Genomic DNA, 25,941 nt, shown 5'->3' on the forward strand with positions numbered 1-25,941 from the left:
GACGAGAGTGTCACGACTGTATCAGGTCTGTTCAGGCAAACAGGTTTCCCACTCTGGGCGCGTCCGCCAGGTTCCAGATGCGCGCGGCCAGCGCATGCATCTCGGCCTCGCTCGCGGCTTCGCCAAACAAGGCTAGCCGCAGCGCTTTCTGTTCGAGTTCAGCGCGCGACAAGGTGTTGCCGGGGTCGCCCTTCGGTTCATCGACCCGGCCGGTGAGGCGCCGCCCATCGGTCGTCTCGACCGTGACCTTGCCGATCCAGCGCGCCGGATACGCGGTGTCAACTTCGTCGTCGAACTCCATGCCCACCTTGCCACGAAACGCCGCGATCGGCGCTGCATTGAAATTGTCTTCGAACTGGCTCAGGCCGGCCACATCGTAATGCGCGATCAGCCCGAGCACCGTCCCCATCGAAAATTTGGCCTGGTGTACCGTCTGCGGATCGACGACCGCGCCCAGCACGTCAATGGCGCCCTGATGCACGTGCGCGACGACACGCGTGATCTGCTCCGGTTGCAGGCCGTGGGTTCGCATCACCTGCTGCAAGGCGTCGGCGGCCGGATGCGTGTGCCGGCACGACGCGTGGAATTTGAAGGACGTCTCGGCCAGCGCCCAGCGCTCGCCCAGACGGTCGGTCAATTTGGCCGGATCGGCGTCGCTCGACATGCCCGCCGCCATGCCCTGCGCACCCTCGAGAATGCGGCGTGCACCGGTAAAGCCATCCTGCGCCAGGTAGGCCGATGTCAGGCCATTGGCGGCCGCGGCGGCCGTATGCAACTGCTTCGAGTCGGCGGCGTCGCGCAGGAATTCCCACAAGCCCGCCGCCTGGGTGCCGGCCGAGCCGAAGGCATGCAGCATCTGGTCGGGTGTGAGCTTGAGCAGGTGCCCCGCCGCAGCGGCAGCCGCCAGCGTACCGGCCGTACCCGTCGTGTGGAAGATGCGGTAATGCGAGCGGCCGAGAAATTCGCCGACGCGGATGCCCACTTCGTAGCCGGCCACGGCCGCCGCCAACAGGTCGCGCCCGCTGGCGCCGATCGACTGGGCAACGGCCAGCGCTGCCGGAAACACGACCGCGCCGGGATGGAATACCGAGCCGTTGTGCACGTCGTCCTGTTCGGCGACGTGCGAGGCAGCCGCGTTGACCATCGCCGCGAACAGCGGCGTCGTTGTGCGGCGCGAGATCAGCACCTCGCAGGGGCCGCCGCCCGGCCCCATCGTCTCCGCGTAGCGGTCGATGGTTTGCACGGCGCGTGACGTGCGGCCGGCCAGCGCGGAACCGATCCAGTCGAGGAACAGGTCTTCGGTGCGCATGCGCACGGCGTCGGGAATCTGCTCATAACGCAGGGTGGCGGCGAAGCTGGCGAGCAGCTGGCTCGGGTGCTGGTGGTCAGCCATGTGGTCTCCTTGGTTCTTGATGTTGGTGGTCAGCGTACTGCGACTCGATGGCGCTCTGCGACCATCATAGAGAGCAATACCGGCCATGAAGAAATAGAAAAATTTGATACCACCATGCTGCTGTCAGATTACCGCCGTGCAAGCTAACCATGCCCCTTTCTTGCCAACCATGAAATAGTATTCACTTTGTCAGTAATGATATATCATTATCAATAAGGCGCACATCCTGTGCCAGCCGGTCCACCCTGCACGCCTGTACTCCACGAGACGCCATGATCCGCATCGACCACCTGACCAAACGCTACGGCGAACGCGTCGTCGTCAACGACCTCAACCTGCACGTCGAAGCAGGCCAGGTCTATGCATTGCTTGGCCCGAATGGTGCCGGCAAATCCACGACGATCGGTTGCCTGCTCGGTTTCGTCAAACCCGACGCCGGCCGCATCACGCTGGCCGGTTCGCCGTTGATGCCGGCCGAGGCCGCGATCCGGCACGCCGCCTACATCGCCGAAAACGTGGCTCTCTACGAGCGCCTGACCGGTGTCGAGAACGTCGACTTTTTCATGCGCCTGCTGGGGCGCCGGCTCGACACAACCGGGATCGAAGCCTTGCTGGAGCGGGTCGGCCTGCCCCGCCACGCCTGGCACCGTCAGGCGCACGGCTATTCGAAAGGCATGCGCCAGAAGGTCGGCATCGTCATGGCGCTGGCCAAGGGCGCGCGCGTGCTGGTGCTCGATGAGCCGACCTCGGGCCTCGATCCGGAAGCAAGCGTCGCCTTCGGCCACCTGATCCGCACCGTCGCCAATGACGGGGCGGCCGTGATCATGGCCACGCACGACCTGCTGCGCGCGCAGGAACTGGCGGACCGCTGTGGCGTCCTGGTGGGCGGCCATCTGGTCAGCGAATGGCAACTTGGAGAACTGCATGCCGGCGAACTCGAACGCAATTACCTCGACAGTCTCGCGGCCCGTGGTTGATCACGTGTGGCGACAAGCCTTCATCGGTGCTTGGCAAGCCGACTGGCGCGAGCGCCGGCGCGACTGGCGTGTGGCGCTGGTACTGGCCCTCGGGCTGGCGCTGGCTACGGGCGCGGCGCTGCTGGCCTCGCTCGACCTGGAACGCACCCGCGCCGCGCGCACCGTCGCGGCTGCGGCGGAGGTCGAACGTTGGGTGCACCAGGGCAGCAAGAATCCCCATTCTGCCGCCCACTACGGCGTGTACGCGTTCAAGCCGCTGCCGACACTGGCGGCGATCGATCCCGGCATCGAACAATATGTGGGGTCCAGCATCTGGCTCGAAGCGCACAAGCAGAACGACATGGTGTACCGCCCCGCCGCCGACAGCGCGGGCGCCGACCGCCAGTTTCGCCTGAGCCCCGCGCTGGTGCTGCAAGTGCTGGCGCCGACAGCGATGATCTTTCTGGGCTTCGGCATGTTTGCCGGCGAGCGCGAACGCGGGATGCTGCCGGCGCTGCGCCTGAACGGTGCGCCACTGGGCGCAATCGCGGTCGCACGTGGCGCGGTCCTGCTGTGCCTGGCCATGACGCTGTCGCTGCCCGCCATCGTCGCCATCGTCGCCCTGAAGTGGCAGGCCGGCGGCGGCGAACCGGTTGCCGATCCGGGCCTGCGCGCACTGCTCTTCGGTGGCGGCTACCTCGTCTACCTGACTGTCTGGGCTGCCATCATCACGGCCGCGTCGGCGTATGCGGCCACGCTGCGCGCCAGCCTGGCCCTGCTCGTTACCCTGTGGACGGCGCTCACGCTCGTGCTGCCGCGCGCCGCTGCCGAACTGGCGCAATCGGCCGCGCCGCTGCCGTCCGCGCAGGCATTCCGGCAAGCCGTCGACGACGACCTCGGCATGCCGGACGATCCGCAGGAGGCCGAGCGCCACAAGCAGCAACTGCTCAAGCAGTATGGCGTCGACAAGGTGGCCGACCTGCCGGTCAACTGGGCTGGCATCAGCCAGCTGCGCAGTGAAGCACATGGCAATATCGTCTTCGACCGCCATTACGGCCCGCTGTTCGCTGCGCTGGCAAGCCAGGACCGGGCGATGGCGCTGGCGGGCTGGTTGTCGCCGGCCGCCGCGATCGCCGGGCTGTCGAGCCGGCTGGCCACCAGCGACAGCGCCAGCCACGTCGAATTCATCCGCGCTGCCGAAACCCACCGCCGCCTGATGCAGAACCTGCTCAACAGCGACCTGGCGCGTCATCCCGACCGCGATGGTGTCAAGTACCAGGCCGATGCGGCGCTGTGGCGCAGCATTCCCCCGCTCACGTTTGGCTATGCGGCGCTCGATCTGCGTGAAGTGGCCGTGCGCTGGTTGCTGCCGCTCTTCACGCTGCTCGTTGCCAGCATTGGCCTCGCTTGGGCAGCGCTACGGCGCCTTCGTGTCGGAAGCGTTGGGAGCATCAAATGATCCCCACCCTGGCACTGATCCGCACCCTGGCACTGATTCGCTTCGATCTGCGCGCACTGCTGCGCGAGCGCGGCACGCTGCTGCTGCTCGCGGCGGCGCTGTTGCTGGCCTGGTATGGCCTGTTTGAAGGCGCCCGCTTCCAGCAGCACGCGCAGGCTGCGAGCCAGGCGGCAGTCGCGCAGGAGGCCGCAGTGCGCACCGCGGCCAGGGACCTCGCAGCGCGCTACTTCGCGCAGCCGGACGCGCCCGAATTTGCCGGCCTGCTGTATTACCGCACGCCAGTGGACGTGCGCGGCTACGCGTTTCGCGAGCACGTGGGCTTTGCCGTCATGCCGGCGCTGCCGGGTGCGGCGCTGGCGATCGGCCTGGCCGACATCCAGCCGGCCTATGTGCGGGTGCGGGCCGAATCGATGGCGTCGGTGCGCACTGCCACCGATATCGACCACCCTGCCCGCCTGGCATCGGGCCGCTATGACCTGATGTTCTTCATGGTCTACCTGTGGCCCCTGATCCTGTTGACGCTGTCGGCGTCGGTGCTGACGCAAGACCGCGAGAGCCTGCGGCTGCGCAGCCTGCTGCTGCAGGGCATCGGCACGGCGCACATCCTGTTTGTCCAGGCCGGCGTGCGCGCCCTGCTCGCGACGATCCTGCTGATTCTGGGCGTTGTTGGCGCCGCGCTGCTGTCCGGCGCCGTGCCATTCGATGGCGCCGGGGCAGGCGCGCTTGCCCGGTGGGCCGGTCTGGTGCTGCTGTACTCGGCGTTCTGGAGCGGCGTCGGCATCGCCGTCTGCGCCTACTGCGCGAACCGCATGAGCGCCGCCTTTGCCGGCTTTGGGCTGTGGCTGCTGTTCGCGATCGTGCTGCCGGCCGCCCTCGACGCCGTCACCCGCATCGCGGCGCCGGTGCCGCCGCGCGAACGCTATGTGCAAGCCATGCGCGATGCCCTTGATCAGGTCAATGCCGGCCAGGCCGGCAGCCTGGCGCGTTTCTATGACAGCCATCCCGAATGGAAACCCAGGCGCACCGCGCCGGGCGAGGTCGCTTCGAGCGTGTCACGCCTGCACCGGGCCGAGGAAACCGAACGTCTCATGGCAGGCGTCGAACGCGAATTCGCGCTGGCCGAACATGCGCGCGCTGCGTTCTTTACCCGCATGAGCGTGCTCAGTCCCGTCAGTCTCGCCAATGAAGCTTTCGCCGACGCCGCCGGCACCGACCGCGCCCGCCATCGCCGCTTCATCGAGGACGTCGCGCGCCACCAGGGCCGCTTGCGCGACTGGTTCCAGGCCGCCATTCAGCGCGCAGCACTGGGCGACGAACAGGCGCCGTGCGCCCGCACCTGTCTGGGCGGCTATGGGTTCCGCGACTTCGATGCGGTGCCCCGCTACGCCGCATCGCCTGCGCTGGCGCGCCCGGCGCCCATGCCGGCGCGCACCTGGATGCTGCCGGCCTGGGCCTGCGCCTTCGCCGTGCTGGCCTGCATCGCCCTGTGGCGCGAGCGCAGCCGGCAGCGCCGCTGATATCTGTTTCTCTCACCCTCACCTTGCCACCCACTGGAGTCTTGATCGTGCAATCCGCTACCCGTTTCACCCGCCTGCGTGCGATTCCCCGCGCCGTCATGCTCACCTGCCTGTTTGGCGGCGTTGCCGTGGCTGATGACGAGACGCCCGACCTCGCGCCGCTGGCCGAGTCCTCGGCGCAGGTCGTCGAAGTCCGGGGCCAGCGCGGCAATGACGAACGGCTGGCGCCTGGCCTGGGCGCCAGGTCACTGCCGGGCAGCGTGACCACCGTGACAGCCGAAGACCTGGCCACGCTGGACATTGGCCGCGACATCTCGAACGTGTTTCGCCGCGTGCCGGGCGTGGTCGCCAACAATATCGACCAGGGCGACACCGGCAACGGCTTTCGCATGCGCGGCTTCGCCACCCAGGGCACGCACGGCGCCGACACCGCCATCTATATCGATGGCGTGCCGCAGAACATTCCATCAAGCCAGGGCGGCGCGGGCCACGGTCCGGCCTTCCTCGAATGGATGACCGGCGACATGATCGACACGTTCGACGTCATCAAGGGCCCGGTCTCGGCCCTGTACGGCGACCAGAACCGCGCTGGCGCGGTGACGATCCGCACCCGCGAAGGCGGCGCGGCCACGCCGTCGAGCGCCACGGTGACCGTGGAAAGCTATGGCGGGCGGCGCGGCTCGCTCGTGCTGTCGAATGACTTCGGGCGCATCCGCTCACTGGTGGTGGCCGACCGCTACAGCCTCGACGGTTTCCGCCACGGCGCCAGCCTCGACCGCAACAACCTGTTCTGGAAGCTTTCGACCAATATCGGCGACGGTGTCTACAGCCTGCGCGCCACCTATTACAAGTCGGACTATGCCGGCGCCGGCTACCTGTCGCTGCCAGCCATGGAAGCCGGGCTGGTCGATCCGCACGACACCATGTTCAACCTGCCGGGCTTTGGCGATGCACACCGCAAGACGCTCGTGTTCAACCGCAGTCCGGCATCGGGCGACGCGGGCTGGTTTGCCACCGCCTATGCGGAAGACTTTGCGCGCAGCCGCGCGATCCAGACCAGCACCACGCTGCACACCTATGGCTATGACGAGCGCGACATCTTTGGCGCGCGCGGCGGCAATACCTGGGTCTTCGGCTCAGCCGGCGTGCTGACGGCCGGCTTTGAGGCTCGCCAGGACAAGGGCGATGCGTTCCGCCAGCAATACCGCAACCGCCAACCGACCGCCAGCTACGTCAACAACCAGGACCTCGACCTGCTGACCTATGGCGCGTTCATCCAGACCCAGTACCGTATCCTGCCCACGCTCAAGCTGCACGGCGGCGCGCGCTATGACCGCTTCGACTACGACCTCGTCAACCGCAAGCTGCCCGCCGCATCGACCGGCTACGAAGCCTCGGTGGTCACGCCAAAATACGGCGCGATCTGGAACGTCCTGCCTGCCGTCGAGCTGTACGCGAACATCGCCCAGGGCTTCCGCTCGCCGGCAGCCGAGCAGATCAGCACCAGTGGCAGCCTGGGCCCGCTGGGCGCGCTTGGCGGGCGCAGCAATCCCGGCATCGATCCGAGCCGGGTGCGCTCGCATGACCTCGGTTTCAAGGCGGCGCCACTGGACGGCCTGAGCGTGTCCGGCGCGTTCTACTCTATCCAGAATGACGACGAGATCATCAACACGGCGCCGGACGTGTTCGTCGCGTCCGGCCAGACCACGCGCCGCGGTCTCGAACTTGACCTGCACTACCAGCTCAGCAGCGCGCTGAACACTTACCTGAGCTACGGCCGCATCCTGCGCGCGCAGCTGGACAACCCCGCGCCTGGCGCCGGTCCGCGCCTGTCGGTGCCGGAACACACGTGGAAAGCCGGCGTCCAGTACCGCACGGAGATGGGCCCGGGCCGGCTGTCGCTCAGTGGCGACGTGTATGTCACGGCCGGCAATCCCTATTACATGGGCACACCGCTGTACGAGCGCGACATGCCGACCTATGTGCGCTACGACATGAAGGCGACCTACGATCTGGGCAAGTTCCAGGGTTCGCTGTTTGCCACACTGCAGCCGCACGAATTCGCCAGCGACATCGCGTATGGCACGGCCGGTGGCTTACTGGTAACGACCGTGCCGCAGGCCACGGCCGGGGCGTCTCTGCGTTACTACTTCTGATTGGAAGAGACCGCGTCCACGGTGGCGCGGTCATTGCTGCGGCGACCCACTCGATTGATGCACATCAACGACTACCAGGCGCCGCAGGGTGTAATTTTGATGCCTGTCACATTACCCCTCCATCACAGCGCATGCATCACACCCCATGGTAGCTCCCCGTCTGACCTGGCCCGCCAAAGCACATGGCGGCGCCGCGCATCTCCTCCTGCTGTTGCTGCTTCAGGCTGCCACGGGTTCCGCCGCGTTTGCCCGTGATGCCGGCGTGGGCGCCGACGTCCCGGCGCCTGCCGTTGATCCTTGTGCCCCGGGCGCCGCACCCGCTGCATCCTGGCTGGCCGGCGCGCAGGAACTGGCCCCGCTCGCACTGCAACTGCTGCGCGCGGCGCCCGAGCACGGACTTGACGTCCGCCGCTATCAGGTGGACGAGCTGACCCGGCGGCTGGCCGGCCCGGAGGGCGCATCGGCAGCATTCGTGCGCGACCTCGACCGCGCGATGACGCAGTACCTGTGCGATCTGCACGGGGGCCGCGCGACCTGGGCCAGCCGGGTTTCCGCAGCGCCCGACACCGGCTTCGACCCGCGCCAGCGCCTGGCCACCGTGCGCGACGCGCAAGGGCTGGCGCAGGCCATCGACGCCGCCGCGCCCGCCATTCCGCTGTATGGCCGGGTCAAGGCGGCGCTGGCACAGTACCGCGAATTGTCTCGGGCAACACCGGACTGGCCCGCGCTGCCGCCGGTCGCACGGGCCGCCATCCACCCCGGCGAGCCTTACGCCGGCGCAGCCGTGCTGCAGGCGCGGCTGCAGTTGCTGGACGATCTGGACGCGCAGGCGCCCATGGGCAGCGACGGCATCTATACGCCGGCACTGGCTGGCGCCGTGCGGCGTTTCCAGGCACGGCACGGGCTGGATGAAGACGGCGTACTGGGCGCCGCGACGGTCACGGCCCTGTCGGTGCCGCCCGCGCATCGCGTCGCCCAGCTGGCGCTGACGCTCGAACGCCTGCGCTGGCTGCCACCGCCGCCGGCGCACGGGCGCGTCGTCGTCGTGAACGTGCCCACTTACCGCTTGTGGACCTTCGATGCCAGGGACAACTTTGCGGCGCCGGCGCTGGAAATGCGCGTGATCGTCGGCGCGCGCGGTCGCACGCCCACGCCGCTGTTCATCGGAGAAATGCGCTACGTGGAATTCGCGCCTTACTGGAATGTTCCAGCCAGCATCCAGAAGAATGAAATCCTCCCGAAGCTGGCGCGCAATCCTGCCTATCTGCAGCAGAATGACATGGAACTGGTAGGGGCGGACGGGCGCGTGCTGCAGATTGGCGCCGGCGATGCGGCAAGCCGCCTGCGGGCCGGTGGCGCCAGGGTCAGGCAGCGCCCCGGCTCACGCAATGTGCTGGGCGACGTCAAGTTTGCATTCCCCAATCCGATGAATATCTATTTGCATTCGACGTCGGCCAGGGAACTGTTCCAACGCACGCACCGTGACCTGAGCCATGGCTGCATCCGCGTCGAACAACCGGCCGAGCTCGCGCAATTCGTGCTGGCCGACGCGCAACAGTGGAGTGCTGCACAGGTGACGGCCGCCATGAGTGCGGGCAAGAACCGGTTCGTCAAGCTGGCCGCGCCGGTGCCCGTCGTGCTGTTCTATGCAACGGCCCTGGTCGATCGTCAGGGCCGGGCCTTGTTTGCACCCGACATCTACGGGCGCGACGCCGCGCTGATCGCGGCGCTGCAGCTGGAGTAAGGGCCACGCCGCCGTGGCGCGGCGCCCTGCACCTTCTTGTTTCGCCTGACCACCGTCACACCACGGCGACTGCGTCGCTCACGGGTTCGCTGTCAATAATCTCCTGCTTGACGGACGACGACGTGCTGTTCACCGGCGCCTTCGCAGCAGCACCGTGGACGGCAGCGGCCTGCGCCAGCAGCGCGTAGAAGACCGCGTTCATGCGGCGCATTTTCTTGGTATCCATGGGGGCTCCTTGATTGATGGATGAGCGCCATATGGTTGGCAGTCATGGCATGCAGTGTGCCGAGATGGGCACGCAATTTGAATGATGCACGTCAAAAACTGCCGTCACCGTGGCACATCGGTGAAATATGCCTACCGCACCAGCACGTAACGGCCCGGCGCATCGTCCAGCACCGCGTCCGGATCGACCGACGTCACTGCCGTGGCGGCGATCTGCGCTGTGGCATGGCTGCGCAGCCAGTGCTCCCAGGCCGGCCACCACGAGCCGGACTGCTGCGGCGCCGCGGCGCACCAGGCGTCGGGATCGAGATAGCGGCCGTCACGGGCACGCGTGGCGATCTGGTAGCCGTACCCGCCGCTTGCGAGCGGGGGGTTGACGACACCGGCATTGTGCCCGCCGCCCGTCAGACAGAACGTGATGTCAGCGTCGGCCAGCAGGTGCAGCTTGTAGACCGACAGCCAGGGCGCGACCGTGTCGCGCCGGGTACCGAGCACGAACATGGGCAAATGCAGGTCGGACAACGCGACCGGCCTGCCGCCCACGCGGTAGCGGCCCTGCGCCAGATCGTTGTCGAGATACAGGCTGCGCAGGTACCCGCTTTGCTGGCGGTACGGCATCCGGGTGGCATCGGCATTCCAGGCCGCCAGGTCGCTGGTGACGCGCCGGCCCTTCCCCATCAGATAATTCTGCACCATGCGCGACCAGACCATGTCCTTCGCATTGAGCAGCGCAAACGCGCCTTCCATCTGCGTGCCGTCGAGATAGCCTTTGCCGGCCATGACGTTGTCGAGAAAGTTCAGCTGGCTCTCGTCGATGAACAGGCCCAGTTCGCCCGGCTCGGTGAAGTCGACCTGCGCCGCCAGCAGCGTCAGGCTGGCCAGGCGCTCGTCGCCCTCGCGCGCCATGGCGGCTGCGGCAATCGCCAGCAGCGTGCCGCCCAGGCAGTAGCCGAGCGCCTGGATCGCGTACCCGGGGCGCCGCGCGGCGACCTGGTCGATGGCCGCCATCACGCCCAACTGCAGATAGTCGCCCATCCCCAGATCGCGATCGGCCGCGTCGGGATTTTTCCAGGAAATCATGAAGACGGTGTGGCCTTGGCCGACCAGGTAGCGCACCAGGGAATTGGCCGGCGACAGGTCGAGAATGTAGTATTTCATGATCCATGGCGGCACCATCAGGACCGGCTCGGCGCAGACGGTAGGGGTCGCCGGCTCATACTGGATCAGCTCGATAAGGCGGTTGCGGTATATCACCTTGCCCGGTGTCAGGGCCACGCCCCGGCCGGGCTCGAACCCCGTTGGCACCGTCGCGGCAGCGCCGCTCGCATCCTCGATCGCATTGTGCCAACCCATGACCAGATTCATGCCGCCGGAACGCCAGGTTTCCTTGAGCACGACCGGATTCGTCAGCAGGAAATTGGATGGCGAGAACATGTCCAGCGCCTGGCGCACGGCAAAGGTCCATAGCTGCTCGTGATGTCGCGTCACCCCGGGTACGCCGGTGGTGGCGTTGTACCACCACTGCTGCTCGAACAGGAATGCCTGGTGGATCAGGTTGAACGGCCACGCCTGCCATTCCGGCGCGGCGAAGCGGCGGTCTTGCGGCAGCGGGGCGATGCAAGGTACGCCGTTCTGATCCGCACTTGCGGCGGCGCTTGCCGCCAGGCGCAGCAGCTTGCGCTGCGCCTTGATGACCAGTTCGCGCTGCTTGTCGGGAGAGCCGGCCAGGTGCACCAGCCAGTCCGTGGCGGCCGCCGCCAGCGACGCCGGGGACAGGCCCTGCGTCCACCAGGCGAGCTGGGCGTACAGTGCGCGGTCGAGCTCGCGCACCGGCGTCTCGCCAGGGGTGGCGGCCCCGGTCACAGGCTGGGATGGCAGATCCGCAATGCGCATACCCTCCCCTCAGCGAAACAGTAGAACAGGCAGATGCGCGTGCTCGATCACCCGCGCCGTCTGGCTTGCCAGAATGTGCTCGCTGGCGCCGTGGCGGCCATGCGAGCTCATGCAGATCAGGTCAGCGTGATGGTCGAGCGCGGCGCGCACGATTTCACGCCACGGTTCGGCGCCGGTCAAGACCTGGCACTCGCACGGCACGCCCAGCGTGCGCGCCGTCTCGGCCACGTTCTGCAAGATGCGGCCGGCGTGGATGCGGCCGGCGCCAGCAGCATCGGCATCCGTCACGACATGCACGGCGATCACAGCCGCGCCGGTGCCGGCGGCATACGCCAGGCAGGTGCGCGCCAGGGGCGTCATCGACAATGAGCCATCGACCGGTAACAGGATGCGCCGGAACATGGGCTGGTGTTCAGGCGCCGCATGCGCAGGCAAGGTCGGCACGTGCAGGGCGTCCGTGGTCACGCGATCGCCAGCGGCGTGCCGCTGCCGCCCGCTTTCTTGGGCAGTTCCAGCTGCAGGACGCCATCCTTGAATTCGGCCCGGGCGGCAGCGTCATCGACCGCTTGCGGCAGTGTGAAGCTGCGGTAGAACTGGCCCCAGGCGCGTTCGGCGCAGATGGTCGTGGCACCTTCGTGCGTGTTCTGCGATGACGTGTCGGCACTGATCGACACGTGGTTGCCGTCGATATTGACCTTGATGTCTTCTTTTTTCACGCCCGGCAGGTCGGCCTTGACGCGATAGCCGTCGCCGTTCTCGGTGACGTCGATGCGCACGCGCGGCGCCAGGTCGGCAAAGAAGTCATCGAAGGTGCGAAACGGATCGGCACGCAGCATGCGTGCGACGGGATCGAAACGGGTCATGGAATGGGACATGGTCATTCTCCGGAGGATGGTGTCTGCGCCTGCCGTCGACCGATCATCAGGCATCGGGCATCGGGTTGATCCTAGTCGTGCAAGCCCGAACATCGCTATGACATGCATCAAAAATCGCGGCAACCCGTCGCCTGGCGGACGTTCGCCTTCTGCTTCGCCCGGCAAGTTTGATGCAAGTCAAATTCGGTGAAACCGGTTGGGCCAAGCGCAAACGTCGCGCTGGACTCACCGCCACGACGCGCCGTACGCTGGCTGTCACGGCCATCCGGAGGTGCAGCATGTGCTACAAGACCATCGTCGTTCACGTCGACCATTCGCTGCATGCCGGGGCGCGCATACGGTACGCGGCGCAGCTGGCCGCGCGCTGCGGCGCGCACCTGGTCGGCAGCGCCTTTTCCGGTATCTCGCGCTATGCCGAGGCCGGCAGCACCATGCTGCTGGCGCATCAGCACGAACGCCGGGGCGACCACGACGCCGCACTGGCGCGCTTTGACGCCATCGCCGCTGCCGAGGGCGTTGCCAGTCACGAGCGGCGCTATGCCGACGACGATCCGGCCGGCGGACTGGCGCTGCAAGGCCGTTATGCCGACCTGGTCATCGTCAGCCAGACCGACCTCGACGATCCGGCGGCAGCGCATCTGGCCGGGCCAGTGCCGGCGCAGGTGGTCCAGGGCAGCGCGCGCCCCCTGCTGGTGCTTCCCCATGTACGCCGGCACGAGACGATCGGTGGACGCATCATGCTGGCATGGGACGGCAGCCTGCAGGCCACGCGCGCCGTCGCCGGCGCGATGCCGCTGCTGCGCGATGCCGGTCTGGTGGCAATCGTCCTGTTCCAGCCACTCGAGGCAATCGGGCGCGAGCCGGGCACCGATCTCGCGCTGTATCTGGCACGCCAGGGCGTGCGCTGCGAGGTGCACGTCGAACCGTCGCCGATCGACGACGGCGCCGCCTTGCTGGCCTGCACAGATTGCCTGGACGCCGACCTGATCGTGATGGGCGCCTACGGCCGGCCGCGCCTGCGTGAGCTGGTGTTGGGGGGCGTCACGGAAACGCTCCTGGACCGCATGACGGTGCCGGTACTGATGGCGCACTGATGGCCGCCGACCTAACGGCCGACGGCTTGAGCGCCGCCGAGGCCGCACACCGCATCGCCACGGACGGGCCGAACACGCTGGCCGAGACCGAGCGCCGCACCTGGCGCCGCATTCTTGCCGACAGCGCCCGCGAGCCGATGTTCCTGCTGCTCGTGGGCGCGGCCCTGCTATACCTGGTGCTGGGCCAGCTCGATGAAGGGCTGCTGCTGTGCCTGATGGTCGCCGTCAGTCTCGGCCTGGCCCTGTACCAGGAAGGCAAGACCGAGCGCGCGCTGGCCGCGCTGCGCGATCTGGCCAGTCCGCGCGCGCACGTGCTGCGCGACGGCTGCTGGCACGTCATCGACAGCGCCGGCATCGTGGCCGGCGATCTCGTCGCCGTCCACGAAGGCGACCGGGTGCCGGCCGATGCTCACGTGCTCAGCAGCACGGGACTGCAGACCGACGAATCGCTGCTGACCGGCGAATCGATGCCGGTCGATAAAGATGCAACGGCCATGCTGTTTGCCGGGTCCCTGGTACTGCAGGGCCACGCGCTCGCCCGTGTGGCCGCCACCGGCGCGCGCAGCCAGCTGGGCCGGATTGCAGCGTCACTGCAGTCGCTGCGCCCCGCGCCCTCCCCGCTGCAGCGCCAGAGCGCTGCGATGGCGCGCGTCTTCGCCGTGCTGGGCATGGCGTTCAGCGTCGTCCTGGTGCTGGTCTATGGCCTCATGCGCGGCGACTGGCTGCAAGCCGTACTGGCGGGCATCGCGCTGGCCATGTCGATGCTGCCCGAAGAACTCGCGATCGTGATGACCGTGTTCCCCGCGATCGGCGCCTGGCGCCTGTCGCGGCAACAGGTCCTGGTGCGGCGCCTGCCGGCGATCGAAACACTGGGCGCCATCTCGGTCCTGTGCGTCGACAAGACCGGCACCCTGACAGCCAACCGGATGGACGTCGTGGCGCTGTACGCGCACGGTGCGCGCCATCCGGTGATGGACGAACCCCTGCCGGCCGCGCTGGCGCCGCTGCTTGAAACAGCCGTGCTGGCCAGTACTGCGACGGGGCCCGACCCGATCGACCGCGCCGTGCAACGACTTGGCACAGCGTGCCTGGCGCCGGCGCAGCGCCATCCGGACTGGTCGCTGGTGCACGAATACGGTGTGAGCGCGCAGCAACGGGCACTGGTGCAGGTGTGGCGGCGGCCCGACGGGGCCCTGATCGCTGCCGCCAAGGGCGCGCCGGAAACCGTTCTGGGGTGGTGCAAGCTTGATGCCGGTGTTGATGCCACTGCCAGCGCCGGGCTGCTGGCTGCAGCGTCGTCCATGGCGCAGGACGGCCTGCGCATGCTGGCGGTGGCGCAGGCCACCCTGTCCGGCGCCAGCTGGCCAGCCCGCGCTGCCGAGATCCGGTTCGTGCCAACCGGCCTGCTGGCCCTGGCTGACCCGCTGCGGCCCGAGATCCCCGCCTGCGTTGCCCGCTGCGCCGGGGCCGGCATCCGGGTCGTGATGATCACGGGCGACCATCCGGACACGGCGCGCGCCATTGCGCGGCAGGCAGGACTGGCCGACACACCGGTGCTCACCGGCGCGGCGCTCGATGCGCTGGGCGATGCGGCGCTGGACGCGCGCATCGCTGAACTTTCCATCTGCGCGCGCATTGCCCCGACGCAGAAACTGCGCCTGGTCCAGGGATTCGCGCGGGGCGGCGCCACGGTCGGCATGACGGGTGACGGCGTCAATGACGCGCCGGCACTCAAGGCCGCCCACGTGGGCATCGCCATGGGAGGGCGCGGTACCGACGTGGCGCGCGAGGCAGCGGCGCTGGTGCTGCTGGACGACCGCTTCGCGTCGATCGTCGATGCCATCGGTGCCGGCCGCCGGATCCACGACAATCTGCGCAAGTCGATCCGCTATGTCATTTCGATGCACGCGCCGATCGCCGGCATGGCCATCCTGCCGATCCTCGCAGGCTGGCCGCCCCTGCTGTTTCCAATGCACATCGTGTTCATGGAATTGATCATCGATCCCGCCTGCACGCTGGTGTTCGAAAACGAGCCGGCGGCGCCCGGTGCGATGCAGCGCCCGCCCCGCGATGCGCAGGCGCCGCTGTTTACGCCCGGCGCCCTGGCCCGCACGCTGGCCATGGGCCTCGGTCCCCTGCTGGGGGTGGCCCTGGCGTATGGCTGGGCATTGGGCGCACTGGCGCCGGCGCAGGCTCGCGCCTTTGGCTTTACCACGCTGGTGTTTGCCAACCTGTCGCTGATCCTGGTCAACCGCGCAGCCGGTGCGAGCCTGATCGGTTCGCTGCGCCAGCCCAACCGGATCCTCTGGCTGGTCGTGGCGGCGGCCCTGGGCCTGCTGGCCCTGGCGCTGTACGTACCGTGGCTGGCGGCGGTGTTTCAGTTTGCGGTGCTGGCGCCGGCACTGGTCGCTGGTGCGGGTGTCGTTGGTCTGGCCAGCGCGCTGGTGCCGGCGCTGTTGATGCGGCGGCATGGGCACTGACCAGCTCGCTGAAAGTACAGATTTAGGTCAATAGCCAGTCGGTATTTTTTTGATGCAAATCAAAAATCAATAAAATATGTGACCTCTTCGGCAGCTTGGTCTCGACGCGGTGCCCTGATGGGCCTATTGTCAATACATTCAGCACACCAAGCCGGAACGTCATGACATCCACGCCAGCCATCCAACCAGCTTGCGCCAGCACTGCCGGGGAACTGGCAGCGTCCGTGTTTCACCATAGCCGCGACGCCATCATGATCACGGCCCTGGATGGCGCGATCCTGGCGGTCAACCGCGCATTTTGCACCATCACCGGGTACACCGAAGATGACGTGTGCGGCAAGAATCCGCGCATCCTCAAGTCGGGCGTGCAAGACCACGCATTCTATGCCCGCATGTGGCAAGCGATCACCAGCGAAGGCTACTGGCAGGGCGAAGCCTGGAACCGGCGCAAGGATGGCACCCTGTTCGCCGAGCGCCTGACAATCGTTGCGGTCCCGGGCGCCGACGGCAAGCCGCACCATTACATCGCCATGTTCGCCGATGTGACCAGCGCCAGCCTGCAGCGCCGCCGTCTCGAAGAACGCGCCAACTACGACGCGCTGACCGGCCTGCCCAACCGTGTCCTGCTCGGCGAGCGGCTCGAACAGCTGCTGGCATGCGCGCGTGAAGCCTCGTCCAGCGTGGCGCTGGCCTTTATCGACCTTGATGGTTTCAAGCAGGTCAACGACAGCATGGGCCATCCGGCCGGCGACCGCCTGCTGGCCAGCATCGCCCAGAACCTGCGCGCCGCACTGCGCGGGTCGGACACGCTGGCGCGCTTTGGCGGCGACGAGTTCGTCGCCGCGCTGCCCGGCATGCACGACGACGCGCTGCTGGCTGCCTTGCTCGCCCGCGTGGCCGTGGCCGCCCGCGCACCGATCGTCATCGATGGCAGGGCGGTCTGCCTGTCGGCCAGTATCGGGGTTGCCGTGTTTCCACACGATGGCACCACGCCGGCGCAACTGATTGCCCATGCCGACGCCGCAATGTACGCCGCCAAGCGTGCAGCACGCGGCGGCGCGCGCCCTGTCCCTGGTTCCGCCGCCCCCCCGGCAGGTGGAAAGCATCACCAACATGAGGTTTTACCACCATGAATGCGCCATTACGCGTGTCCCTCGGTCCGGCCCCACCCGGCTTGGTATCGGTCATGAAGGGCCAGTGCGGCGACTGCAACACCGGTGGCCTGTGTCTGTCCACCGGCCTGGACTCGGGCAGCAAGATGCGGTTCGATCGCCTGGTTGGCCAGCATCGCCGCATTGCGGCCGGCGACACGCTGTACCGCACCGGCCAGCCACTGCGCAGCCTGTACGCGCTGCGCTGCGGCTTCTTCAAAATCCGCCGGTCCGGTCCTGCGGGCGACCAGATCACGGGCTTCCCGATGGCCGGTGAACTGCTGGGGCTCGAAGCCGTGGGCACGGGCATCCACCAGTCCGACGCGATCGCACTCGAAGACAGCATCGTGTGCGAACTGCCGTTCGCGGCGCTCGAACGCCTGTTCGAGGACATTCCCGGCCTGCATCGCCGCTTCTACCGCTTGATGAGCTGTGAAATCAGCCGCGAACAGCACCTGATGCTGTTGCTTGGCCATATGCGGGCGGAGCAGCGGATGGCGACGTTCCTGGTTGACATGGGGGCGGCCTACGCGGCCCGCGGCTATTCTCCCGCGCAATTTCAGCTGCGCATGTCGCGCGAAGACATCGGCAGCTATCTCGGCCTGACCATCGAAAGCATCAGCCGCCTGCTGGGCCGCTTCACCAAGCTGGGACTGATCACGGTCGACAAGCGCGCCGTCGTGCTGACCGATCCACAACGGATCGCCGCGATGGCAAACGGTTTCTCGCCCTGCAGTCCGATGGTGTAACTGGCCGCAGCGCCATGGCACGCTGACGGTTTTGATGCACGTCATGGATTTCGCAGCCCCTCCCCGTCATCCTTGCGACGGCACGACAGATCGGCACCTCGTTGCCGGCAACGCGACAGCAAGCACGAAGACACCGGAGGTTGTCATGAACATGATGAACGCAGCAGTCTTTACCGGCCCCGGCCGCATCATCCTGGACCGCAAACCCGTTCCGGTCGCCGGGCCCGGCGAAGCCGTCATCAAGATCACGCTGACGACGATTTGCGGCACCGACGTCCACATCCTGAAAGGCGAATATCCCGTCAAGCCGGGCCTGACGATCGGGCACGAGCCGGTCGGCACGATCCACGAACTGGGCCCCGGCGTGACCGGTTACCGGATTGGCCAGCGCGTGGTCGTGGGCGCCATTACGCCGTGTGGCCAGTGCCATACCTGCCTGGACGGCCGCCAGTCCCAGTGCGGCGGCCACGCGATCGGCGGCTGGCGCTTCGGCAACACGATCGACGGCTGCCAGGCAGAGTACCTGAAGGTGCCGTTCGCGATGGCCAACCTCGCGCCGATTCCCGATGGCCTCTCCGATGAGCAGGTACTGATGTGCCCCGACATCATGAGCACCGGGTTCGGCGGCGCCGAACACGGCGGCATCCGCCTCGGCGATACGGTCGCCATTTTCGCGCAGGGCCCCATCGGCCTGTGCGCCACCGCCGGCGCACGGCTGCGCGGCGCCAGTTGCATCATTGCTGTCGACGCTGTCCCGGAGCGCCTGAAGATGGCCCGGCAACTGGGGGCCGATCACACCATCGATTACCGCGAAACCGACCCGGTCGGCGAAATCCTGCGGCTGACCGGTGGCCAGGGCGTCGATGTGGCGATCGAGGCGCTCGGCACCCAGCAGACGTTCGAAAATTGCCTGCGCGCCCTCAAGCCGGGCGGCACCCTGTCGAGCCTGGGCGTGTACTCCGGCAAGCTATCGCTGCCGATCGACGCCTTTGCGGCCGGGCTGGCCGACCAGTCGCTGGTGACCACCCTGTGCCCCGGCGGCAAGGAGCGTATGCGCCGTTTGATGGCCATCGTCGCCTCCGGCCGCCTCGACCTGCAGCCGATGATCACGCACCGCTTCCGGCTCGAGCAGATCGAAGAAGCGTACGACCTGTTTGCCAACGGGCGCGACGGCGTGCTGAAGGTGGCAATCACGCCCTGACGGCCGGCGCGCCCAACCATGTTCGCCACGTCACCCACCGAGGGGAAAGCCATGTCCTACCAATCGATTCTCGTCCACGCGTGCCAGCCGGAACTGGCGCAAGCACGCTACCGGCTGGCAGCGGCGATCGCGCTGGCTGAAGGAACGCGCCTGACCGGCATCGCCCTCTCGGGCGCGATCGAGTTCATCGCCCGTTGCAGCGCCGCCTCCACTGTGGCGCCCATCGGGCCGGACGACTACAACTTCCTGACCGACAACGCGAAACGTACGTTGACGGACTTTGAAGCCGCGGTAAGCGCTGCAGGCGTCGTGCCGCTGGAAAGCAAGCTCAGCGATGAATCGGCCATCCGCGCCTTGCCGCTGGAGGCGCGCTATTGCGATCTGCTGCTGATCGGCCAGGTCACCCACCCCGATGCGATCCTGGCCGACGATTACTCGCTGGCACGCACTATCCTCATCCATGCGCCGTGTCCGGTGATGGTGGTGCCGTCCACGACCGCGGTCACCAGGGTACCCGTCCGGCCCCTGATCGCCTGGGACGGCAGCATGGAGGCGAGCCGGGCCGTACGCGCCGCCCTGCCGCTGCTGCGGCGCGCGGGCAGCGTGACGGCAGTGTGCTTTCACCCGCAAAAATACAGTGGCTCTCAAGTCCAGGCGGGCAACCAGCTTGCCACCTACCTGGCCAGTCACGGCATCGACGTCGAGATTCTAGTGCCAGCGCCAGCACCAACCGGCAACATCGGCGAGGCGCTGCTTGGGCTGGCCGCCACAGGCGCGCACGACCTGATCGTCATGGGCAACTTCGGGCATTCGCGCTTTCGCGAGCTGGTGCTGGGCGGCGTTACCGAAACCGTGCTGGCCGGTACGGTCGTGCCCGTGCTGACAAGCCACTAGTCACACCCTGTCCCCGGCAGCAGCACCGGCGTCGCGCTGGTCGCTTGCGACTAGTCGCACCCGCAGACATTCTTCGTGTTTCCACCCGGCCAAGGAGCCTTTATGCACACCCTCACTGCCGACGAAGCAGCGCACGCCCTCGGTACTGCCCTTCGGCACACGCACACGCAATTGTGCCGCCAGATCGATGCGCTGGCAGCGCAGCCGGAAGCCTGCTTCGCAGCTGGCTGGGCCGACCTGGTGGCAGGGACCGAAACGGCATTCCGGGATGAAGAGCGTGTGATGGAGGAGGTCCGGTATGCCGGACTGGCGGAGCACCGGGCCGAGAATGCCTGCATTCTCAGCGCGTTGCATCACGTGTCGCCGCGCGTCGATGACGGTGACCACGGGATTGGGCGCGAGGTGTTATCGGCACTGGCGGCCATCATCTCGTCGCACCGGTGCGGCGTCAGGATCCGGCCGCTGGCCGCCGTGCAATTGCGTGGGTATCAGCCGCCGCTCTGTGGCTGAAGCGCTGGGTCGCGGCGAAATCGACAGTATCGTCTGCGCAAACGCAAAACGGGCCCTGAAAGGGCCCGTGCGATACGTTCTGGAGGCGAGGATCGGAGTCGAACCGACCTAGACGGCTTTGCAGGCCGCTGCATAACCGCTTTGCTACCTCGCCAGAGGATTTGATGCACTCGTGATGCGGGCGGTTATGCACCGCATCGACAAGGGAAGAATGGATCTTCCTGGAATTCTGGAGCGGGAGAAGAGGCTCGAACTCTCGACCTCAACCTTGGCAAGGTTGCGCTCTACCAACTGAGCTACTCCCGCTGGGGAGTACTACGTTACTACGCCATTTGCAAGACACTGGAGCGGGAGAAGAGGCTCGAACTCTCGACCTCAACCTTGGCAAGGTTGCGCTCTACCAACTGAGCTACTCCCGCTTAGAGCCATGCAATTACTGATCACATCTACTGCTTTACTACGCCAATGCTACGTTCTGCAACAACCAGCCGAAACTGGAGCGGGAGAAGAGGCTCGAACTCTCGACCTCAACCTTGGCAAGGTTGCGCTCTACCAACTGAGCTACTCCCGCGTACAGAACAACGATTATGACAGGTTTCAGACGTTTTTCCAAGATCGCGTGCCAACTTTGCAATCTTTGGAGCGGGAGAAGAGGCTCGAACTCTCGACCTCAACCTTGGCAAGGTTGCGCTCTACCAACTGAGCTACTCCCGCTTCGTCTTTCAATCTGTCGCGTTGTTGTCGCAACAGGCAGGCATTATAGAGATTCTATTCCGTACGTCAAGGATGCTCGGAAACTAATTAAATCGGGCCCGCTTTTTCCTTGATCAGGGGCCAGGCGCGGCGCAGGTAGTAGAACATCGACCACACGGTCAGCACGCCCGCGATCCACAGCAGGTACTCGCCCCAGAAGTGGATATCGATGCCGAACAGGCGGTCGTGGAACAGCAGCATCGGGATCGCCGTCATCTGGGCGGCCGTCTTGATCTTGCCGATCGAGCTGACCGCGACCGAGCGCGTCGCGCCGATCTGGGCCATCCATTCGCGCAGTGCCGAGATCGTGATTTCGCGGCCGATGATGATGCTGGCGATGATGGCGTCGACGCGGTCGAGCTGGACCAGTACGAGCAGCGCCACGGCCACCATCAGCTTGTCGGCGACCGGGTCGAGGAAGGCGCCGAAGGCCGAGGTTTCGTTCCAGCGGCGGGCCAGGAAGCCGTCGAACCAGTCGGTGATGGCAGCCACGATGAAGACGGACGTGGCGGCCAGATTACGGTCCGTCATGCTCATCCAGTCAGAGGGAAGATAGAACAATCCGACCACCAGCGGAATCAGGGCGACACGTAACCAGGTCAGGAGAATCGGGATATTTAAAGGCATGGGGGAGCTGATTACCGTGGAAAATGCTTGGCCGTAAGTCTACATGGCTAAGGGGGTTTGGGCCAGTTGACTCGTCGGTAATGTCGACGAACAGCGGACGCTGCGGTGCGTGCAAGCTCAACGGCTGTGGCACGGTGCCGGTTGACACCGGCTGCAGAGATTGGCGGCGCCGCAGAGCGCCGCGTCTCTCTGCCAACCTTCAGTGCAATTGCCGGTAAATTTCTTCGGCCAACGCGCTCGAAATGCCCTCGACCGTCATCAGGTCTTCGACACTGGCGTCGATGACCCCGCGCAGGCCACCAAAGCGCGCCAGAAGGCGCTGGCGGCGTTTGGCACCGATACCTTCGATCTCTTCCAGGCGCGACGCCTGACGCGCCTTGGCGCGCTTGGCGCGCATGCCGGTGATGGCGAAGCGGTGCGCCTCGTCGCGGATCAGGGCCACCAGCATCAGCGCTGCCGATTCCTTGCCCAGCTCCTGCGCCGGACGGCCATCGGCGAAAATCAGGGTTTCCAGGCCCACGCGGCGCCCTTCCCCCTTGGCCACGCCGACGATCATCGACAGGTCCAGCCCCAGCTCGGTAAACACCTGGCGCGCCATCTCGACCTGGCCCTTGCCGCCGTCGACCAGCACGATGTCGGGCATCACGCCGGCGCCGGCCAGCACCTCGGCCGCTACCTTTTCGTAGCGGCGCATCAGCACTTGCCGCATCGCTGCGTAATCGTCGCCCGGCGTGATGCCGTTGATGTTGAACCGCCGATACTCGCCGTTCTGCATCGCGTGGTGGTGGAACACCACGCACGACGCCTGCGTCGCCTCGCCTGCCGTGTGGCTGATGTCGAAGCATTCGATCCTTAGTGAGTCGAGATCGTCGGTCTCCAGCCCCAGCGTGTCGGCCAGCGCTCGCGTGCGCAATTGCTGCGAGCCCTGCTCGGACAGCAGGCGCGCCAGCGCGATCTCGCCGCCCTTCTGCGCCATCTCGAGCCACTGGCGGCGCTGGCCGCCCGGCTGCAGCACGAGGTTGATTCGGTGACCGCACTGCTCGCTAAGCGCCAGGATCAGCTCGGGCTGGTCGAACTCCACGTTCAGGATCAGCGTGCCCGGGATGAACTGGCCCGCATAGTGCTGCGCCAGGAACGCGCACAGCACCTCGACGTCGAGCGGGCATTCGCCCAGCGACTCGCCGACATGGCTCGGGAAGTAGGCGCGGTCGCCCAGGTGCCGCCCGCCGCGCACCATCGCCAGGTTGACGCAGGCGCGCCCGCCCTGCAGCACCACGGCAATAACGTCGACATCGGCGTCGCCCACGGTTTCCATGCTTTGCGCGTGCAGCACTTTCGACAGCGCCTGGATCTGGTTGCGCACGCCGGCCGCCTGTTCGAACTTCAGGTCCATCGCGTAGGTCTGCATCTTGTTCTGCAGATCCGCCATGACTTCGCTCTGGCGCCCGCGCAGGAAGCGCGCGGCGTTCTCGACGTCGAGCTTGTACTGCTCCGGCTCGATCAGCTTGACGCACGGCGCGCTGCAGCGGCCGATCTGGTGCAGCAGGCACGGCCGCGTGCGGTTGGCATACACGCTGTCTTCGCAGGTACGCAGCATGAAGACGCGCTGCAGCAGCTGGATCGATTCCTTGGCTGCCCACGCACTCGGAAACGGGCCGAAGTACTGGTTGCGCTTGTCGAGCGCGCCGCGGTAATACGCCATGCGCGGCGCTTCGCCGCCCGTGATCTTGATGTACGGGTACGATTTATCGTCGCGAAACAGGATGTTGTAACGCGGCTTGAGCGACTTGATCAGGTTGTTTTCGAGGATCAGCGCTTCGGCCTCGCTGCTGACGATCGTCGTTTCCAGGCGCGCAATCTGCGACACCATCATCGCGATGCGCGGGCTCGACAGGTTCTTCTGGAAATAGCTCGAAACGCGGTTCTTCAGGTTGCGCGCCTTGCCCACGTACAGCACGTTCTCGGCCGCATCGAAGTAGCGATACACACCAGGCAGGCCCGGCAGGCGATTGACGGTCGCGAGCACCTGCGCGCGCACGTCGGGCTCGACCTTCGGACTCAGTTCGCGGTTGGCCTCGGCGCGCGACTGATCACGCGCCTCCGCCAGGCGTTCGCGCCCCAGGCGCGCCGTCAGTTCGGGCGTGAGTTCGACACCGCTGTCGGTCAGCGTGGTTGGTACGACGGGCTTTGCTTCGGACATGAATCTCTTGAAAAGGGGTCAGGCTGTTGGCGCGGGAGCCTGGGTAACGATGACAAATGCGACGCCGTAATCGGCCTCGTCGCTGATCGACACCTGGGCGCTGAGCCGGTTTTCTTGCATGAATGCTTCGAGCGCACCGCTGCAGACGATCATCGGCTTGCCGCTCGGAGCATTGAGCATCTGCATCGAGCGCCACGTCATCGGCATGCGGATCCCGGTACCGATGGCTTTCGAGAACGCTTCCTTGGCCGAAAAACGGGTGGCCAGGAAACGCAGGCCGCGCACCGCGTTCTTGGCGCTGCGGGCGTGGTACTTGGCCAGCTCTTGCGGGCCCAGCACTTTTTCGGCGAAGCGCGGACCGCTGCGTGCGAGCGCCGCTTCCACGCGCGAAATCTGGACGATGTCGGTGCCGATGCCGTAGATCATGCCGGCCCGGTCCCGCTCGTATAGGCCGTGCCCAGGCGCGCCGCGACCATGATCGCTTTCATCTCGCGCACGGCGTTTTCAAAGCCCACAAACAAGGCGTGGCCGACGATGGCATGGCCGATGTTCAGCTCGTGGAGGTCCTTGATGGCCGCGATCGGCTGGACGTTGGTGTAGTGCAGGCCGTGGCCGGCATTCACGCGCAGGCCGCGCTGAACGCCTTCGCGCGCGCCAACCCGGATGCGTTCGAGCTCGTGCGCCACTTCGTCCGGCGTAGCCTCGGCATAGCGGCCCGTGTGCAGCTCGATGACAGTTGCGCCGACGGCGGCGGCGGCTTCGATCTGGCGCGCATCGGCATCGATGAAGAGCGACACGCGGATGCCTTCAGCCTTCAGCTGCTGTACGGCCGCCTCGACCTCGTTGTAGTAGCGCACGACATCGAGACCGCCTTCGGTCGTGACTTCTTCGCGTCGCTCGGGCACCAGGCACACGTCCTGCGGCTTGACGCGGCAGGCGAAGTCGACCATTTCGCGCGTGACGGCCGCTTCCAGGTTCATGCGGGTGGCCAGCAGCGGACGCAGCGCGATCACGTCGGCGTCGCGGATGTGGCGGCGGTCTTCACGCAGGTGCAGCGTGATCAGGTCGGCGCCGGCCTGCTCGGCCAGCAGCGCGCCGCGCAGCGGGTCCGGGTAGGTCGTGCCGCGCGCATTGCGCACGGTGGCGATGTGGTCGATGTTCACGCCCAGGTCGATCACCTGGCCAACGGGATTCAGGAAGCTCATGGTGTTTGGTCTGCTTTACAGTTGCATCAAGTCGATCAGGATCTGGCGCGTATTGAGCGGCTGGCCGCCCAGGTGGTGCGCCAGCAGGAAGCGCATCAATTGCTTGCTCTGCGCCTGCGTGGCCGGGTCAGTATAGTCTTCGCGCTCCATGTCCAGCAGCGTCTTGCCCAGCACCACCGGCCAGACTTCGCCGGCACCAGCCTCGCGCGCGCCGCGTTCGGGGTCCACCACATAGTCACCGCCCGCCTCCACACGACTGCGCGTGGTCGTACAGCGGCTCAGGTCGGCAGCAACCCCTGTCTCCTTAAGTAAGGCCCGTTCGAATTTTCGCAAGACAATTTGCGCAGGTTCGCCGTGCGCCAACTGGTTCAAGGTCGAGACATAGTGGTCGAACAGGGCCGGATGGCGGTCGTCGCGCGCCAGCAGTTTGACGAGGAGTTCGTTGAGGTAAAAGCCGCACAGCAGCGCCGTGCGCTCCAGCGGGAGCATGCCGCCGACCCACTCGGCGTCGATCAGCGTGCGCAGTTCGGATTTGCCGCTCCACGACACGGACAGCGGCTGGAAGGTTTGCAGCACGCCACGCAGCTTGGAAAACGGGCGCTTGGCACCCTTGGCCACGACACCCACGCGACCATGGTCGCGCGTGAACATGTCGATGATCAGGCTGGTTTCTTTGTAGGGATAGCTGTGCAGCACGAAGCCGGGCTGGCCGATTACACGGCCGTCACGCGCCGAGGTCCTGGAAGATGCGTTGGCCGATGCGCTGCCCGACGCGCGGGTCCGCTTGGCGGGCGGTGGCGCCGCCTGCTCGGGCGCGTCGTCGATCAGGTCATCGTGGCTCGGCATGCTGTGTGGGCGC

General features: G+C 66.6%; 22 protein-coding genes and 5 tRNA genes. 12 read left to right on the plus strand and 15 right to left on the minus strand.

From position 1 onward, the window contains the following. Positions 1-31 precede the first annotated feature (31 nt). The gene (locus ACZ0AJ_RS11345) at positions 32-1,393 is read right to left on the minus strand and encodes an MmgE/PrpD family protein (protein WP_499454575.1); all 1,362 of its coding nucleotides are present in this window, start codon (positions 1,391-1,393) and stop codon (positions 32-34) included. Positions 1,394-1,665: 272 nt separating this feature from the next. On the opposite strand from ACZ0AJ_RS11345, the gene ACZ0AJ_RS11350 reads away from it, so the two are divergent. The 5 genes from ACZ0AJ_RS11350 (at position 1,666) to ACZ0AJ_RS11370 (ending at position 9,225) form a co-directional block, all read left to right on the plus strand. Next, complete coding sequence (locus ACZ0AJ_RS11350) at positions 1,666-2,370, plus strand: ABC transporter ATP-binding protein (protein ID WP_499454577.1); 705 nt, start codon at positions 1,666-1,668, stop codon at positions 2,368-2,370. Continuing rightward, complete coding sequence (locus ACZ0AJ_RS11355) at positions 2,318-3,808, plus strand: DUF3526 domain-containing protein (protein ID WP_499454579.1); 1,491 nt, start codon at positions 2,318-2,320, stop codon at positions 3,806-3,808. The genes ACZ0AJ_RS11350 and ACZ0AJ_RS11355 overlap by 53 nt, the downstream gene beginning before the upstream one ends. After that, positions 3,805-5,325 carry a DUF3526 domain-containing protein gene (locus tag ACZ0AJ_RS11360; RefSeq protein ID WP_499454581.1) on the plus strand — a complete coding sequence of 507 codons (1,521 nt, stop codon included), beginning with the start codon at positions 3,805-3,807 and terminating at the stop codon, positions 5,323-5,325. The genes ACZ0AJ_RS11355 and ACZ0AJ_RS11360 overlap by 4 nt, the downstream gene beginning before the upstream one ends. A 47-nt stretch (positions 5,326-5,372) precedes the next feature. Continuing rightward, positions 5,373-7,481, plus strand: a complete 2,109-nt coding sequence (locus ACZ0AJ_RS11365) for a TonB-dependent receptor (protein WP_499454583.1) — start codon at positions 5,373-5,375, stop codon at positions 7,479-7,481. Positions 7,482-7,626: 145 nt separating this feature from the next. Next, positions 7,627-9,225 (plus strand): L,D-transpeptidase family protein, encoded by a 1,599-nt coding sequence (locus tag ACZ0AJ_RS11370; RefSeq protein ID WP_499454585.1) that lies wholly within the window; start codon positions 7,627-7,629, stop codon positions 9,223-9,225. A 55-nt stretch (positions 9,226-9,280) separates the two neighbouring features. Here ACZ0AJ_RS11370 and ACZ0AJ_RS11375 read toward each other — a convergent pair whose 3' ends face one another. From ACZ0AJ_RS11375 to ACZ0AJ_RS11390, 4 genes are all read right to left on the minus strand, one after another. Then, the gene (locus tag ACZ0AJ_RS11375) at positions 9,281-9,451 is read right to left on the minus strand and encodes a hypothetical protein (protein WP_258834721.1); all 171 of its coding nucleotides are present in this window, start codon (positions 9,449-9,451) and stop codon (positions 9,281-9,283) included. A gap of 131 nt (positions 9,452-9,582) precedes the next feature. Beyond that, on the minus strand, positions 9,583-11,343 hold the full coding sequence (locus ACZ0AJ_RS11380; protein ID WP_499454862.1) for a PHA/PHB synthase family protein: 1,761 nt from the start codon (positions 11,341-11,343) through the stop codon (positions 9,583-9,585). 9 nt (positions 11,344-11,352) lie between these two features. Next, entirely contained in the window at positions 11,353-11,808 is a 456-nt protein-coding gene (locus ACZ0AJ_RS11385; protein WP_499454586.1) for a universal stress protein, read from the minus strand. Then, positions 11,805-12,218, minus strand: coding sequence for an Hsp20/alpha crystallin family protein (locus ACZ0AJ_RS11390; protein WP_499454588.1), 414 nt, complete (start codon positions 12,216-12,218; stop codon positions 11,805-11,807). The genes ACZ0AJ_RS11385 and ACZ0AJ_RS11390 overlap by 4 nt, the downstream gene beginning before the upstream one ends. Positions 12,219-12,496: 278 nt before the next feature. On the opposite strand from ACZ0AJ_RS11390, the gene ACZ0AJ_RS11395 reads away from it, so the two are divergent. The 7 genes from ACZ0AJ_RS11395 to ACZ0AJ_RS11425 all read left to right on the plus strand — a co-directional run bounded on the left by ACZ0AJ_RS11395 (position 12,497) and on the right by ACZ0AJ_RS11425 (position 20,297). After that, positions 12,497-13,312 (plus strand): universal stress protein, encoded by an 816-nt coding sequence (locus ACZ0AJ_RS11395; RefSeq protein WP_499454589.1) that lies wholly within the window; start codon positions 12,497-12,499, stop codon positions 13,310-13,312. Further along, positions 13,312-15,792 (plus strand): cation-translocating P-type ATPase, encoded by a 2,481-nt coding sequence (locus ACZ0AJ_RS11400; protein ID WP_499454865.1) that lies wholly within the window; start codon positions 13,312-13,314, stop codon positions 15,790-15,792. Before ACZ0AJ_RS11395 ends, ACZ0AJ_RS11400 begins: the two co-directional genes overlap by 1 nt. Positions 15,793-15,953: 161 nt before the next feature. Continuing rightward, complete coding sequence (locus ACZ0AJ_RS11405; RefSeq protein ID WP_499454867.1) at positions 15,954-16,925, plus strand: diguanylate cyclase domain-containing protein; 972 nt, start codon at positions 15,954-15,956, stop codon at positions 16,923-16,925. Next, positions 16,922-17,692, plus strand: a complete 771-nt coding sequence (locus ACZ0AJ_RS11410) for a helix-turn-helix domain-containing protein (protein WP_499454869.1) — start codon at positions 16,922-16,924, stop codon at positions 17,690-17,692. Before ACZ0AJ_RS11405 ends, ACZ0AJ_RS11410 begins: the two co-directional genes overlap by 4 nt. A gap of 145 nt (positions 17,693-17,837) precedes the next feature. After that, positions 17,838-18,893, plus strand: a complete 1,056-nt coding sequence (locus ACZ0AJ_RS11415) for an NAD(P)-dependent alcohol dehydrogenase (RefSeq protein WP_499454871.1) — start codon at positions 17,838-17,840, stop codon at positions 18,891-18,893. Positions 18,894-18,944: 51 nt separating this feature from the next. Then, complete coding sequence (locus ACZ0AJ_RS11420; RefSeq protein WP_499454594.1) at positions 18,945-19,787, plus strand: universal stress protein; 843 nt, start codon at positions 18,945-18,947, stop codon at positions 19,785-19,787. 102 nt (positions 19,788-19,889) lie between these two features. Next, positions 19,890-20,297 carry a hypothetical protein gene (locus ACZ0AJ_RS11425; RefSeq protein ID WP_499454595.1) on the plus strand — a complete coding sequence of 136 codons (408 nt, stop codon included), beginning with the start codon at positions 19,890-19,892 and terminating at the stop codon, positions 20,295-20,297. 80 nt (positions 20,298-20,377) lie between these two features. On the opposite strand, the gene ACZ0AJ_RS11430 is transcribed toward ACZ0AJ_RS11425, so the two are convergent. The 10 genes from ACZ0AJ_RS11430 to recO form a co-directional block, all read right to left on the minus strand. After that, a tRNA-Cys gene (locus tag ACZ0AJ_RS11430) sits at positions 20,378-20,451 on the minus strand. Between the two features lie 76 nt (positions 20,452-20,527). Beyond that, positions 20,528-20,603 (minus strand) — tRNA-Gly (locus ACZ0AJ_RS11435). Positions 20,604-20,640: 37 nt separating this feature from the next. After that, positions 20,641-20,716 (minus strand) — tRNA-Gly (locus ACZ0AJ_RS11440). A 76-nt stretch (positions 20,717-20,792) separates the two neighbouring features. Further along, positions 20,793-20,868, minus strand: a tRNA-Gly gene (locus tag ACZ0AJ_RS11445). Positions 20,869-20,935: 67 nt separating this feature from the next. Then, a tRNA-Gly gene (locus ACZ0AJ_RS11450) sits at positions 20,936-21,011 on the minus strand. 87 nt (positions 21,012-21,098) lie between these two features. Further along, positions 21,099-21,677 (minus strand): CDP-diacylglycerol--glycerol-3-phosphate 3-phosphatidyltransferase, encoded by a 579-nt coding sequence (gene pgsA, locus ACZ0AJ_RS11455; RefSeq protein WP_499454596.1) that lies wholly within the window; start codon positions 21,675-21,677, stop codon positions 21,099-21,101. A gap of 199 nt (positions 21,678-21,876) precedes the next feature. Beyond that, positions 21,877-23,877, minus strand: a complete 2,001-nt coding sequence (gene uvrC, locus ACZ0AJ_RS11460) for an excinuclease ABC subunit UvrC (protein WP_499454597.1) — start codon at positions 23,875-23,877, stop codon at positions 21,877-21,879. An 18-nt stretch (positions 23,878-23,895) separates the two neighbouring features. Then, a complete protein-coding gene (gene acpS / locus ACZ0AJ_RS11465) occupies positions 23,896-24,303 on the minus strand; it encodes a holo-ACP synthase (RefSeq protein ID WP_499454874.1) in 408 nt (135 codons plus the stop codon). Beyond that, positions 24,300-25,082, minus strand: a complete 783-nt coding sequence (gene pdxJ, locus ACZ0AJ_RS11470) for a pyridoxine 5'-phosphate synthase (RefSeq protein ID WP_499454599.1) — start codon at positions 25,080-25,082, stop codon at positions 24,300-24,302. Before pdxJ ends, acpS begins: the two co-directional genes overlap by 4 nt. Before the next feature lie 15 nt (positions 25,083-25,097). Beyond that, on the minus strand, positions 25,098-25,928 hold the full coding sequence (recO, locus tag ACZ0AJ_RS11475; protein ID WP_499454600.1) for a DNA repair protein RecO: 831 nt from the start codon (positions 25,926-25,928) through the stop codon (positions 25,098-25,100). Positions 25,929-25,941 lie beyond the last annotated feature (13 nt).

The sequence above is a fragment of the Telluria sp. AC161 genome (assembly GCF_979258535.1).